Below are 13,602 nucleotides of genomic sequence, written 5' to 3' on the forward strand. Positions count from 1 at the left end.
CCCTTGGTCCCAAACCAAGTGCTCTACCAAGCTGAGCTACTTCCCGTTATGGCGCGCCCGAGAGGAGTCGAACCCCTAACCTCTTGATCCGTAGTCAAACGCTCTATCCAATTGAGCTACGGGCGCATATGGTGCCGAGGACCGGAATCGAACCGGTACGGTAGTCACCTACCGCAGGATTTTAAGTCCTGTGCGTCTGCCAGTTCCGCCACCCCGGCAAGGGCAAAGAAAAGGATACTGAATTTGCAACAAAAATTCCTCTTAAGTAAAAAGCAATGCGGGTGAAGGGACTTGAACCCCCACGTCCGAAGACACTAGATCCTAAGTCTAGCGCGTCTGCCAATTCCGCCACACCCGCGAATGGTGAGCCATGAAGGATTCGAACCTTCGACCCTTTGATTAAAAGTCAAATGCTCTACCGACTGAGCTAATGGCTCAAAAATATATATTACGTATTAATGATAATTATTATTTACTTGTAAAAAGTGGTGCCGGCCAGAGGACTTGAACCCCCAACCTACTGATTACAAGTCAGTTGCTCTACCAGTTGAGCTAGGCCGGCAAATGATTATCTAGTTACCAAATGATTAACAGCAAGTCCATCAAGTAGGCTCGTCGTGTTGCAAGAACACTCGGAGAAGCTCCACTCCTCGCAAGCCTGCACATAGTAGTTACTCGATGAAGTAAACGGCTTGCTCTACCAGTTGAGCTAGGCCGGCTTGTTGGCTTCCTGCAAACTATTAGATTTATATAGAAAGAATCAACTTCCGAAAGATAGATGGTGGCTCGGGACGGAATCGAACCGCCGACACACGGATTTTCAGTCCGTTGCTCTACCGACTGAGCTACCGAGCCAAGTGTTATTTAACTACAAAACTCAAATTATAAATGGAGGAGGTAGAGGGATTCGAACCCCCGCGCGGTTTGACCCGCCTGTCGGTTTTCAAGACCGATCCCTTCAGCCAGACTTGGGTATACCTCCGAATATTTAAATGGCGGTCCGGACGGGACTCGAACCCGCGACCTCCTGCGTGACAGGCAGGCATTCTAACCAACTGAACTACCGGACCATATTGCAAATAACACATCTAATTAAACCAAAAGATTTGGTTGCGGGGGCAGGATTTGAACCTACGACCTTTGGGTTATGAGCCCAACGAGCTACCGGACTGCTCCACCCCGCGATATAACAAATATATTTCATCTAAAAGAAAAGATGGTGGAGGATGCAGGGCTCGAACCTGCGACCCCCTGCTTGTAAGGCAGGTGCTCTCCCAGCTGAGCTAATCCTCCGTATTGGTGACCCGTACGGGATTCGAACCCGTGTTACCGCCGTGAAAGGGCGGTGTCTTAACCGCTTGACCAACGGGCCAATATTAATTATGAACAAATCCGACAACAAATGTATTATTCGACATTTACTTCATAAAAATTAAATGGCTCCACAGGTAGGATTCGAACCTACGACCGATCGGTTAACAGCCGATTGCTCTACCACTGAGCTACTGTGGAATAATATAACAGCGAGATTTATCTTATTACATAATTGTAATAAAGTCAATGCCTAAATTAAACTTTTGTAAAAAAAACGTAAAAAAAGTTGTAACCCCACTAATTTCGTCTAAAAAGCTCAGCATCCTCCATTTTGCTAAAGCCTGTTCATCTATATAAAAAGAAGCTCTTTTCTAATATGCACATGACATATCAAAGAGCTCCTTCTTATTTGTCCCCATCTTTCATCTAATCTAAACTGTACCCTCCTATACATTCAAACGCATATACAACTCTTCCCAAACCTTCTCCAGTCCTTCTTTTTCCATATACACTTCTTGCATTTGTTCCAAGTCTTGGATTTCTACTAACATTTCCTCTAATAACGTAATTTTACGTTCTACCTCCTCTAAATCCTTTTTCAGTCTCTCACCATCTAAATCCTGACTTTTCCTCTTTTTCGGCTCTTGTTTTTTCTCTCGCACTACTGTTTTTAATTTTTCTTTCCCATCAAGCTTCAGTGCAGTCAGCTTTTCCCGTGCCCAAGTATAATCCCCCTCAAAATGATAAACAGCTTTGGCTTCAATCCAATAGATCTCTTCAAACAGCTTATTTAAAAAATAACGATCATGAGAAACTGCTACAATGGTTCCTTTATAATCTTCCAGTGCTTCTTCCAATACTTCACGTGCCTCGATATCCAAATGGTTTGTTGGTTCATCTAAAATGAGAACATTTATATCTTGATACATCATTTGCGCTAAGCGAAGACGCATCCTTCCTCCTCCACTAAGCTGTGAAACTTGTTGAAATACCATATGCCCATAAAATAAAAACCTAGCTAAAATATGTCTCGCTTCACCTTCCGTAACATGTACCTCATCTCGAAATGCTTCAAGAACAGTTTCATCTTGGAATTGCGTAAAGACTTGTTGAGATAGATATCCTACTTTGACATTACTTCCGATTCTGACTTCTCCTTCGTCTGCAGGCAGTTGATTTAAAATTAATTTTATTAATGTAGATTTACCTGTTCCATTTCCTCCAACAATGGCAACACGTTGCTTGTATCTAATATGCATATTTACTTTGGAAAAAAGCTCCCTGTCACCGAACCACTTTGCAACATCCTTTAAAATAATGACATCCTTTCCGCTTCGATCCGTCGTCTCCATTTCAAGGTTCATTTTTTTGCGATTCAATACAGGACGATTTATTTTTTCCATCCTTTCTAACGCTCGCTCCATGTTTCGTGCACGTTTGTACAACCCTTCATTTGGTGGGTTAGCCCGATTTGCCCAGTCGCGCAATCGCTTAATAGCTTCTTTCATTTTCCTTATTTTCTTTTGCTGTTCTTCATACGCCTGGAATTCTCTTAATAAACGTCCCTCTTTTTCCTTTATATAACCAGAAAAATTCGTGGGATAGCTCGTGATTTCTCCATCTTCTAAATCCAACACCTTACCTACAACCTCATCAAGAAAATACCGATCATGCGAAACAAGGACGACGGTTCCTTGATAACTCTGTAAAAAATCAGCTAGCCATTCGACTGACATTAAGTCTAAATGATTCGTCGGTTCATCTAGTAATAATAAATCAGGCTTTTTTAAAAGCAAGAGACCCAGACCTACCTTTGTTTTCTCTCCACCGCTCAAGCTAATAAATTGCTGTTCAAGCAAGTTATCGATATTTAATCCATTAACGATTCTTTCGATATTCGCTTCGATCTCATAGCCACCTTTTCGCGCAAAATGGTCTTGAAAATTGCCGTAATCCCGCATTAATTTATCTAACAGCTCCACATTGGTTTCCTTGCTCATCGCCTCCCCGAGCTGCATCATCCTTTCTTCCATTTGGACTAGCTCTGAAAAGGCAGTCTTTAATACCTCCTTTGTTGTCAACTTAGAATATGCTTCTGGAATTTGGGCGAGATAACCTATTTTTGTTCCTTTTCTCCAATGGATTTTTCCTGAATCAGGTGCTTCTTCACCAGACAATAATCGAAATAGCGTACTTTTCCCACTTCCATTTCGACCCACAAGACCAACCCGATCATTCCCCATAATTTCAAATGATATATTTTCAAAGATGGAGCTTCCCCCATACATTTTCGTTATTTGATTCACACTGCATACAATCATAGTAAAGTTCCTCCTTTAATACAGTTCCTAAGTGCACCTCTTTAATGATGGGCACGTGATACAACACAAAAAAGCCATAGGAAACATAATAATCCCATGGCTTTCAACTAAATAAGGGCACACAAAAGGGAGAGCATGAAAAGCCCTCCCTTTAAAACCCCTACTATTATGTGGATTTAGAGATGTTTTCACCGTTTTACATTTGCTATAAAGTTGCTAAAAAAGGGCATACGTATCCCGTTATCAACTAAAACAGCAAATTTTGCACGGCTAAAATATAAATAATTCGTCCAGTAACCGTACACAAACACAGCTTGATTAAACATCCCTTTCCACCTCCGTTCGTTTGTTTCTTTTATTTTATTTGATTGTTGCTTCTATTTCAAGTATTACACAAAAAATGCAGGATATTTCTAATATGAAACGAATTATTTATGTAATACAAATCAAAAAGGAGCTGATTGAAAAATGACAAAGAATCAGGAGTTTTTTCAAAAGATTAACGAGGCATTTGCTACTGGAGATGTTGACTTTATTCTTGAACACACAGCCGAAGACGTCGTGTGGAATCACGTTGGACAAGCAGTGTTCGAAGGTAAAGCTGCATTTGCTGCAGAGATGGAGAAAATGCGTGGATATATACCACAAAACTATGTAACGAAGGAAATTATTACTCATGGAAATTTTGCAGTAATTGAAGGATCCATGACACTACCCGATGAAGAAGGAATTAATAAAACCTATGCTTTTTGCGACATATATAAGTTGAATAAGTTTAAAGATGGGAAAATTAAGGAACTGACAGCTTATCTTATTGAAGTAAATGCATAAAGTCCGATAGGCATTTCATCAAATAAAGAAGTCCCATTCTGAAAACCAATCGAAATGGGACTTCTCTTCATATATATCCTATTTTTCCATACCAAGGTAAATGAGAATGGCATCTCTTAAAAATTCTGTTGCTCCATCTGCAACCTTATCATAAAAGGCTGTGAATCGCTCATCGGCAACGTACATTTCTGCAAGACCTGCATGTGCTTCTTTTGAATAACTGCCCCAGGAGTACATTAACCATTGCTTATGCTTTGCAGCTATTTCCTGTGCTGACACAGAAGCAGGGTCTCCTTTTTCATAAGCTTTCTTAAGGAGCACCATGATTTCTTCTCCTAAATCATTCATTGCTTTGAAATCTCCCTCTGATATCCCCCTTAGCTTGGCATTACTAGCATCAACCGTTTCATCACCATATTTGCTACGGATTTCTTCCCCGTACTTTTTCTCATTTTCTTCAATTAATTTATCCTTGAACGCTGCGAATTTCTCTTTATCCTGCATCGGAATACCTCCTTCAATACTTGCAATCGTTCCTTTAACGGTTGCCATTAGTTTGTCAAGACGGGCACGCTTTTGTGCTAGCAATTGATAATGTGATTTTAATGCTTCTGTTTGATCAAATGTAGGGTCGCTGATTATTTTCTTAATATCTTCCAGATTAACTTCCAGTTCACGGTAAAACAGGATTTGCTGAAGCAAATCAACTTCTTTCTGTCCGTAAATTCGGTAACCGGAAGAATTAATTCGTGCTGGTTTTAGCAGTCCGATTTGATCATAATATCTGAGTGTGCGGCCGCTCACACCAGAAATCAGAGCTAATTTTTTTACGGTATATTCCATCTGTAACCCTCCTGACAGGTTCCATCTTAAACCTTTACGCTACGTAAAGGTCAAGGGGGAATTTAAAAATAAATATGTTCCATACAATTACAAGCGAATCAGGCTATGGTTAGCGTAAAAAATAGACTTGTATAGCCCCACATCCGATCATGCATTGTACATTATCCCCCTTGTTAAAAATCATTTATTTTAAAACTGCGCCCATTAAATATCCTAAGCATCTGGTCCTAACTGTTGAACATGCTTCAAGTATGCTTTCACGTTTTCTGCTTCCTCAAAGGAGTACGTAAAACCAAAATGCTTTGCAACCTCAATGGCAACTTCCTCAAATAACGCTGTCATTGTGAATAAAGTGCGCCATGCATGTTCATACGAACCGCTGGGAAAAGTTTTTAAAAGGCGCGTCCATGTCTCGTCATCAACATAACGCTTTAAATACTTCCCATTTTTTCCAATGCTTAATGAAAAATCAGTCTCCATACCTGCCTTCCATTCAAGCATTTTCATAAGCATCGACCGACAGATAGTCATATGATCAAACGCATACAAAATTTCCCCGCGCCACAATCCTTTTACAATGTACGTAGATACCCACCGAAATTCCTTACAGCAATCAGCAAATAAGAAAGCAGATGGCTTTTTCACCCAATACCCTTTATCACTCGGCGGAGACAGTATCGGCAAGCTATCATCCTTATCTAATAAAATAACCGTTAACCCGTCCTCACGACAATACGCTTCTTTCTCTTCTATCGGGGCAAGAATTAGATCAATTCGATTACCATCTTTAAATAGCATCAAATAAGAAAACCTGCCCCCAAGCGTTGGTGGAAACATGGTCATATTTTCCGGTGTCTGCATCATAATGCGGTCCCCAAATACATCTATCCAATTCGGATCGTTTATAAAAGAACCCATATCTGAAACAAGATAAACAATATCGTAATCCTGAAAAGAATCGCTAGGAACATTACGATTTACTCTTGAACCATTCATTGCTGCCGCTCTAATTCTGCTATCTTCTTTTGCAACATTTAATATAAGCTCCATCATTTCTTGTTTAGACCGCATGTGACATACCCTCCATATTCATCTAAAATATTACTTTTATTATATAAAAACCAGCTCGGTTCCCCTACTATTTATAAGCTATTATTTTCTGCATTTTTTTGATAAACTTTACAATTTCACTCCCGAGTTTAAAACCCATCTGTTATAATGTTTCTAATAACACGAAGATAAAGGGGCATATTTCATTGACTACTATAAACGCATTAGATCAAGAAGCATTACGTACAATGTATTCCAGCCTCATGGAAGAGTATGATGCTTTTAAAGCGAAAAATTTATCCTTAAATATGGCAAGGGGTAAACCTAGTCCAGAACAGTTGGATTTATCCATGGACCTTCTTAACAAAATCGAATCACTTAATGTTAAAGATTCTATTGATATCCGAAATTACGGTGGGCTCGATGGATTAACAGAAATGAAAGAGTTATTCGCTCAGCTCCTTCAGGTTGACACGAATGAAGTGATTGTGGGTGGCAACTCCAGTCTTAGCTTAATGCATGATACAATTTCCAGAGCATTGCTTAAAGGCGTTGTCGACAGTGATGCTCCTTGGGTCAAAGCACCTAAAGTTAAGTTTTTATGTCCAAGTCCTGGGTATGATAGACATTTTGCCATCTGTGAAATGTATGACATTGAAATGATAACAATTGATATGTTAGATGATGGTCCAGATATGGATCAGGTGGAAGAGCTTGTTCGCAATGATGATACGATAAAAGGTATTTGGTGTGTACCAAAATACAGTAATCCTGAAGGAACAACATACAGTGATGAGGTTGTGGATCGTCTTGCTAACATGGAAACAAAAGCAAAAGACTTTCGTATTTTCTGGGATGATGCCTACACCGTACATCATCTGACAGATAACCCACCGATCCTAAAAAGTATCCTGAAGGCTTGTAAAGACGCCGGAAACCCAAACCGTGTCTTTATCTTTGCTTCAACATCTAAAGTAACTTTCCCTGGGTCAGGTGTTGCTGTAATGGCTGCAAGTGAAGAAAATATTAGCTTTACCAAAAAACTGCTAGGTGTACAGACGATTGGTGCAGATAAAATAAATCAATTACGGCATGTACATTTCTTAAAAGATGCAGCGCACGTAAAGCATCATATGAAAAAACACGCTGAAATTGTAAAGCCAAAATTCGACCTGGTGTTAAATAAGCTGGAATCAGAGCTGGGTAAAGAAGGAATTGCTTCATGGAGCAAGCCTGAAGGCGGCTATTTTATTAGCTTAAATACGCTTGATGGCTGTGCTGCAGAGGTAGTTAAACTCGCATCTGCTGCCGGGGTTACACTAACAGGTGCTGGGGCAACCTATCCATATGGAAAAGACCCAAGGGATCGAAATATTCGAATCGCACCTACCTTCCCAGGCCTAACAGAATTAGAAGCTGCAATGGACGTATTTTGTCTCTGCGTGAAATTAGCAAGTATTAAAAAACTACTAGAGCAGTGAAACCAAAGAAAGCAATCCCTTTAAAAAGGATTGCTTTCTTTTTCTATACCTGATTAAAACAAACCGAGCTGCCTTGGTGCAAGTCCTTCGTATTCAATACCTAGCATGGCTTGAAACTCTTTTGCATTGCCTGCTGCATCCCCACCCGAATTATTATTAAATAAGAAAATGATATCTGTTGAGCTTTTGGCAAGCTCTGATACTCTTTCTTTCCACTCTAACAACTCTTTCTCGTTGTATTTATATAAATAACGAACATCGCGCCAGTTTGTATCCGCATTTTTCGGCTTTGTCCAGCCATGAATGTTCCTGCCGTGCATTCGGATCAATGTCATATTTGGATCAGTAGCTGCTGGAACAATTGGAATGGATCCATCTCCAGCTTGCGGTTCATCCGCAATAGTGTGAATCCAGCCATTCTCTTTCATAAAGGCAAGCGTACCGGAACGAAATGTTTCTCGAAACCAAGACTGATTTCTAAATTCAAGCGCAACAGGGATGTCTCCCATCATTTTTTTGCAATATCGTAAGTAATTCACATTCTCTTTCTTGCAATCAAACCAAGGGGGAAATTGAAATAAAACCATTGCTAGCTTATTGGCTTTCCGATAAGGTTTTAATGAATCGATAAACGCTTGAAACATTTCCACTCTCGTTTCAAACGGAATATCCGTTCTTTGATGACCAGTCATTCCCTGATATGCCTTCACCACAAAGCGAAAGTTTTCCGGTGTTTCACTTACCCATTTGGAAGCATTACTTACAGGCTGCACGGCATAAAAGGACGCATCCACTTCAACTGTCAGAAAATGACTACTATATTCAGCTAATTTATCCTTTGACTTCATTTGAGGCGGGTACAGTGTGTGATGATCTCCCCACCCTGTTAAACCTATGTATATCATTAGGAACAAATCCCTCCTACCAACATGATACCATAACCATCGAATCCAGCTCGATTTTGTAATGCCCAAGTAATCCGAAGATACGACTAAAAGCTTCACATCATTTTTTCAGCACGAATTAGCAAAAACATCGGCCTGCGATTTTCATCAAACATCGCTGGATTTTTTTGTATCATTTCCTCTGTTGCGAAAGTCTCTTCCACTGTTTTAATCATAAATCCCGCATCAACTAGTGTATTTATATAGGTTGCTAGTGTACGATGATACTTTATAACATCTTCAGTCAGAAAAGGTGTATGGCGAATTCCCTCGTGTTGATAATGATCAATCGGCCAATGCAGGCGATTCCCATGCTCATCATACCACCAGTCTTGTTCAGCTCGAGCGGTGAAAACAGGATGTTCTACTGAAAAAACAAACTTTCCGCCCGATGTTAAACAATCATGAACCTTTATACAAATTGCTTTAAATGCTCTCACATAATGAAACGCAAGAGAACTAAACACAACATCAAATGAGTCTGCAGCAAAGTGAATATCTTCCATTGGAATTTTTCGGTAAGCGATATGTGGGTCATCCGTTAATTCACGAGCTCTTTGAAGCATTTTTTCCGATATATCAATGCCAACTACGGAATGGGCCTGTTCCTTTCGTGCATACCGACAATGCCAACCAAAGCCGCATCCTAAATCAAGTATACGTTTGTCCTTTAATTCTGGGAGCAGTTTCTTTAATAATGGCCATTCCCCCGCGCTCTCCAGCCCCTTTAGGGAGCGTGGCATCTTTTCATAGCCTGCAAAAAAATGAGCATCATCATATTTATTTTGCTTCATAACCTATTCCCCACCCGACTTCGATACTTATAAATCCAAAGCTTCCGTATAAGTCTCACGCAATGTTGCGGCATTATCCGGCCACTCGACCGGCTTTCCTTCAATAATCATTCCTAAAACATCCAGACAACGATGCCATCCAGCAGCAACAGAAGCACTCATAGACGCATCGTCAAATGTGTGTTCAAACAGCAAGCGACAACCATCACCTTCAGTATTTAATTCGATAGAAAGTAAGTCATCGATCTCACAGAAAGCAAAGAAATGAGGTGGATTAAATTTTGTTATTATTGCTTCGTAAGTCGTTCCTTCACCATCATCGAAGTAAATCTTCCCATCTGTTCGCAAGTCCATCTCCCCGGTTGCAAATGGGTACCACTGTGTAAAATATTGGGGCTGCGTTACCATATCCCAAACTTTCTCAACCGAATAAGCATAATCACGTTCAAATCTTAATTTATATCGTCCATCTACTTTATGTAGAGCTCCATATGAATGCATAGCTTTCTCCTCCAAATTCAAAATTTATTATAGAGATATAATTATAGATCCAATGGATTTATTCTAGGTTGTACTAATTTCCCAGACGTGACCGTCGGGATCAGCAAAGTATCCTGAATAACCCCATTCATTTGCTATTCCTTGTTTTATAACGTTACCATTAGCTAACGTTGCTCGCCTTAAAATATCGTCTACATCTTGACGACTTTCTACAAAAGAACTTAGTATTAACTCATTAGAACTGGGGTTTAGATTAAGTTGACCAGTTGTAGACGCAACCTCCTCACGTGGATAGAGAACTAGCGAAAAATTTTCATCAAAAAAGAAAGCTATATGGTCCTCTCCTTTAGATACCTGATCCTCTGGCAACTGAAGGACCTCCCTATAAAAAGCCGCTGTTTTTTCAAGATGATGAACAGCTAAAGTTATAATATTGATTTTCACTTTTGGCACCCCCGAATCAGACTTATTATCGCTCTTAACAATAAATTTTAACACAAATGTTTCCGACCAACGCACCAAATTATTCAAAGCTAACCTATTACGGATATGATAAGATCATATCTAATAATCTAACCAGTGTTTCTTTACAGACTAAAAATTTCCCTTAGATAAAAAGGAATTGTGGGCATCAATCAAAATGCCACAATTCCTATTATCAAACCTTATAAGTACTAAACTCAATGAAAATTACAGTCTTAAGCGTCACAGTTGCTTACTTAAAGCTTAAATCTCCTTACTAATCCATTTAACTCTTCAGCAAGCTGCGCTAATTGCTCAGAGCTCCCTGCCACCTCTTCCATAGAGCTGCTGGTTTGTTGTGTTGAAGCAGAAGTTTGCTCAACACCAGCTGCTGCTTCTTCGGAAATTGAAGCTATTTCTTCAACCGATCCGTTCATCTTCTGGCTATTGACTGCAATATCAGCTAGGTTATCGGACACTAAGTTAATACTATCCACCATCTTAGATACAGAATCACTAATCTCATGGAAGGTTTGCCCGGTAACTTTGATTTGACTTGTCCCCTGTTCAACTTCCGTATATCCATCCTTTAATGATTCTACGACAAAACTTGTTTCATTTTGAATGTTGGAAACAATGCCAGTAATATCCGTAACAGAAACAGAAACTTGTTCTGCAAGCTTCCTTACTTCATCGGCTACAACAGCAAATCCTTTACCATGTTCGCCCGCTCTCGCTGCTTCAATCGCTGCATTTAATGCAAGTAAATTTGTTTGGTCCGCGATATCTCGGATCACAGAAACAAGTTGTGATATTTCTTGAGATTGTTCATCTAATCCCTCTACCTTCGTAACCGCACCTTGTACAATTTGATCAATTTTAGCCATTTGCTCGGTGGAAGAGGTCATTAATTCGCTTCCTTTAGATGTCATTCCAAGCACTTCATTTGAATACCGCTGCACACGCCCACCATTATCATGTGCTTCATCTACCTTAACCGCAAATGTACCCATAATCGATGCTAAATCACTAGCGCTGTTTGCCTGTGTCTCTGATCCTGTCGCCAGCTCTTGCATCGTGACTGCTATCTGCTCAGAACCGGACTTTACTTCGTTCGCTGCCTGTGTTAATTCTTCACTTTGACTTGTAACCGTCTCAGATACAACATTTATTTGCGTGAGTAGATCGCGTGTATTGACAGCCATCTCATTGGTAGCTTTAACTAACTGCCCAACTTCATCTCTAGCATTTGTTCGCAGTACTTCTTGGCTTAAATCTCCATTTGCAATAAGCTTCATTCTCTCCATAACCGTTCTGATTGGTCTCGAAATCATTCCGGCAGTAATAAGCGCCGCTCCTATACTAAGCACAACAATTAAAAGCGATACAATAACGACAATTCTTTGCGTTTGTTCACCGCTGGATATGATTTCTTCGCCAAGTCGGTTAATGTCATCTTCGGAACTTTGTGCTATCTCCTCATATCCAGCCATGATTTCACGTACAACAGGAGTTAACGCATTTAGGTTCTCTGTAGCTAGCTCTACATTTCCGCTATCATATACATCAAATACGTCCTCATCAATTGCTGTCCGCCACGCAACAGTTTTATCAATTAAATCATCAAATTCTTCCGTAACTCCCACACTTCTAGCTTGACCCTCAAACTCGATGCCCTGCTCCGTATATGCCGCAAAGCGATCTTTAAAATCACTCTCACCGCTTAGCACAAAGCCACGAGCAGTAGAAATTCGATTAGCCATTGTTGTTTCCATTCCCATATTTGCAATTAATCCTTGAAGCTCATTTTCAATAATATTTGTCGTATTTTTATTTATCTCCTTAACTGCTATGTAATTATATACACCCAATACAATGACAAATAAAATAACAAACGAAAATGCAAATATGATTTTATGTTTAATACTCTTGAAGTTTAATAACTTTTTCATCTTTTTCTCCTTTACCATTTAATAAATTGATAACATAGCTACTTTCCTCAATCTGTACCACCGCTATTAATACCTATATTGTTTATTCAAAGGGGCCTTTAACTTGATTGGATTCAGAAAGTCACGCAGCCTACAAGCCCTTCAGACTAAAATCACAACACTTCTCATGCTGAAAATTGAATTTTTATTAGAATAGTACCCTCCTTCAAACAATCTCCTTTATGACTCTATTCTTCAGCAAGAGCTCACGTTCATTGATAACACAATAATTAAAAATGGCTATTCACTATACAGGAATACCCATTTTTTTCAATCCATTTATATATCAAATGCTATTGCTTCATCGTTATACTTTGAACCTATAGATATACATTAACCAAGAGGAATAACAGTGCCTATCTTTTATATCGGTCTATCTATCCATTTCTTAAAGAAAAGGGATAAAAAAACGCTACTTTAATCATATACATTTTTATCCATACCTACTAAAGACCCCCGCATTTACCAGCTAAGCTTTTAAACTTGCTCTCCATTCGGTTTAAGAACGGATGAGCGTGAGTGAATAATACGTTAGAAAACCAAAATATCAACTAGACAAATACACATTTTCATTTCTTTGCATATACTGCTATGGGCTTCGAGAAAAAAGGAGTGTTGAACAATGAATGAAAAATGGAATCTTAGTGATCCGTATGTTTATCAAGCTTTAACAGGGTTTCAAAATAAATCACTTGCCGTTCAAACGACACACGGCTCTGTACGAGGTATATTGAAAAAGGTGATGCCAGATCATATTGTAATCCAAATGGGAGGATCACCATTTTATGTTCGTACAGCTCAAATAATTTGGTTTCAGCAATTAAAGGGAGAATAAGCCAAGCACCCTCCATCATATGATGACAATGGTTATTATCTATGGATGGAGGCGCAAAAACTCATGATGAAACGTGTGAATAAAATCGCCATTGAACTACCCATTCCAGAACATGGCGATATGAATGCTGCAGCAGCTGTTCAGGAATTAATGGGAGGCAAATTCGGTGAAATGTCCACCTTAAACAATTACATGTTCCAATCCTTTAATTTCCGTGGTAAAAAAAAGCTAAAGC

Annotated in this window: 13 protein-coding genes and 12 tRNA genes; 4 read left to right on the forward strand and 21 right to left on the reverse strand. The window is 39.5% G+C overall.

Features of this window, described 5'->3' with window-relative positions:
* Positions 1-49: 49 nt before the first annotated feature.
* The 14 genes from D1B32_RS23105 to D1B32_RS24540 form a co-directional block, all read right to left on the reverse strand.
* Positions 50-126 (reverse strand) — tRNA-Arg (locus tag D1B32_RS23105).
* Between the two features lie 3 nt (positions 127-129).
* Positions 130-218: transfer RNA gene (locus tag D1B32_RS23110), tRNA-Leu, on the reverse strand.
* A 58-nt stretch (positions 219-276) separates the two neighbouring features.
* Positions 277-358, reverse strand: a tRNA-Leu gene (locus tag D1B32_RS23115).
* Between the two features lie 3 nt (positions 359-361).
* Positions 362-437, reverse strand: a tRNA-Lys gene (locus D1B32_RS23120).
* Between the two features lie 49 nt (positions 438-486).
* Positions 487-562: transfer RNA gene (locus D1B32_RS23125), tRNA-Thr, on the reverse strand.
* Between the two features lie 217 nt (positions 563-779).
* Positions 780-855 (reverse strand) — tRNA-Phe (locus D1B32_RS23130).
* 34 nt (positions 856-889) lie between these two features.
* A tRNA-Ser gene (locus D1B32_RS23135) sits at positions 890-982 on the reverse strand.
* 11 nt (positions 983-993) lie between these two features.
* Positions 994-1,070, reverse strand: a tRNA-Asp gene (locus D1B32_RS23140).
* Between the two features lie 37 nt (positions 1,071-1,107).
* A tRNA-Met gene (locus D1B32_RS23145) sits at positions 1,108-1,184 on the reverse strand.
* Positions 1,185-1,217: 33 nt separating this feature from the next.
* Positions 1,218-1,293: transfer RNA gene (locus D1B32_RS23150), tRNA-Val, on the reverse strand.
* A 4-nt stretch (positions 1,294-1,297) separates the two neighbouring features.
* A tRNA-Glu gene (locus D1B32_RS23155) sits at positions 1,298-1,372 on the reverse strand.
* Positions 1,373-1,437: 65 nt separating this feature from the next.
* Positions 1,438-1,512 (reverse strand) — tRNA-Asn (locus tag D1B32_RS23160).
* A 248-nt stretch (positions 1,513-1,760) separates the two neighbouring features.
* Entirely contained in the window at positions 1,761-3,635 is a 1,875-nt protein-coding gene (gene abc-f / locus D1B32_RS23165; protein ID WP_118890484.1) for a ribosomal protection-like ABC-F family protein, read from the reverse strand.
* A gap of 188 nt (positions 3,636-3,823) precedes the next feature.
* Positions 3,824-3,961 (reverse strand): RAxF-45 family protein, encoded by a 138-nt coding sequence (locus D1B32_RS24540; protein ID WP_285845194.1) that lies wholly within the window; start codon positions 3,959-3,961, stop codon positions 3,824-3,826.
* A gap of 142 nt (positions 3,962-4,103) precedes the next feature.
* On the opposite strand from D1B32_RS24540, the gene D1B32_RS23170 reads away from it, so the two are divergent.
* Entirely contained in the window at positions 4,104-4,466 is a 363-nt protein-coding gene (locus D1B32_RS23170) for a nuclear transport factor 2 family protein (RefSeq protein ID WP_118890485.1), read from the forward strand.
* A gap of 78 nt (positions 4,467-4,544) precedes the next feature.
* On the opposite strand, the gene D1B32_RS23175 is transcribed toward D1B32_RS23170, so the two are convergent.
* Positions 4,545-5,309 carry a MerR family transcriptional regulator gene (locus tag D1B32_RS23175; protein WP_118890486.1) on the reverse strand — a complete coding sequence of 255 codons (765 nt, stop codon included), beginning with the start codon at positions 5,307-5,309 and terminating at the stop codon, positions 4,545-4,547.
* Between the two features lie 213 nt (positions 5,310-5,522).
* Positions 5,523-6,380 (reverse strand): aminoglycoside 6-adenylyltransferase, encoded by an 858-nt coding sequence (locus D1B32_RS23180; protein ID WP_118890487.1) that lies wholly within the window; start codon positions 6,378-6,380, stop codon positions 5,523-5,525.
* Positions 6,381-6,565: 185 nt separating this feature from the next.
* Between D1B32_RS23180 and D1B32_RS23185 the strand changes: the two genes are divergently transcribed.
* The gene (locus tag D1B32_RS23185; RefSeq protein ID WP_262366402.1) at positions 6,566-7,840 is read left to right on the forward strand and encodes an aspartate aminotransferase type Ic; all 1,275 of its coding nucleotides are present in this window, start codon (positions 6,566-6,568) and stop codon (positions 7,838-7,840) included.
* 53 nt (positions 7,841-7,893) lie between these two features.
* Here D1B32_RS23185 and D1B32_RS23190 read toward each other — a convergent pair whose 3' ends face one another.
* From D1B32_RS23190 to D1B32_RS23210, 5 genes are all read right to left on the reverse strand, one after another.
* The gene (locus D1B32_RS23190) at positions 7,894-8,745 is read right to left on the reverse strand and encodes a DUF72 domain-containing protein (protein WP_118890488.1); all 852 of its coding nucleotides are present in this window, start codon (positions 8,743-8,745) and stop codon (positions 7,894-7,896) included.
* Positions 8,746-8,840: 95 nt separating this feature from the next.
* The gene (locus tag D1B32_RS23195; protein ID WP_118890489.1) at positions 8,841-9,578 is read right to left on the reverse strand and encodes a class I SAM-dependent methyltransferase; all 738 of its coding nucleotides are present in this window, start codon (positions 9,576-9,578) and stop codon (positions 8,841-8,843) included.
* 27 nt (positions 9,579-9,605) lie between these two features.
* Positions 9,606-10,079: an SRPBCC family protein gene (locus tag D1B32_RS23200; protein ID WP_095313140.1), complete on the reverse strand. Its 474-nt coding sequence runs from the start codon at positions 10,077-10,079 to the stop codon at positions 9,606-9,608.
* A gap of 63 nt (positions 10,080-10,142) precedes the next feature.
* Positions 10,143-10,523: a VOC family protein gene (locus D1B32_RS23205; RefSeq protein ID WP_158586324.1), complete on the reverse strand. Its 381-nt coding sequence runs from the start codon at positions 10,521-10,523 to the stop codon at positions 10,143-10,145.
* A gap of 275 nt (positions 10,524-10,798) precedes the next feature.
* A complete protein-coding gene (locus D1B32_RS23210) occupies positions 10,799-12,493 on the reverse strand; it encodes a methyl-accepting chemotaxis protein (protein ID WP_095313136.1) in 1,695 nt (564 codons plus the stop codon).
* A 661-nt stretch (positions 12,494-13,154) separates the two neighbouring features.
* On the opposite strand from D1B32_RS23210, the gene D1B32_RS23215 reads away from it, so the two are divergent.
* Complete coding sequence (locus tag D1B32_RS23215; protein WP_095313134.1) at positions 13,155-13,367, forward strand: YuzF family protein; 213 nt, start codon at positions 13,155-13,157, stop codon at positions 13,365-13,367.
* 63 nt (positions 13,368-13,430) lie between these two features.
* On the forward strand, positions 13,431-13,602 hold a 172-nt coding region (locus D1B32_RS23220; protein WP_193552334.1), incomplete at its 3' end, for a manganese catalase family protein.

The sequence above is a fragment of the Oceanobacillus profundus genome (assembly GCF_003515705.1).
Classification (GTDB): Bacteria; Bacillota; Bacilli; order Bacillales; family Amphibacillaceae; genus Oceanobacillus; species Oceanobacillus profundus.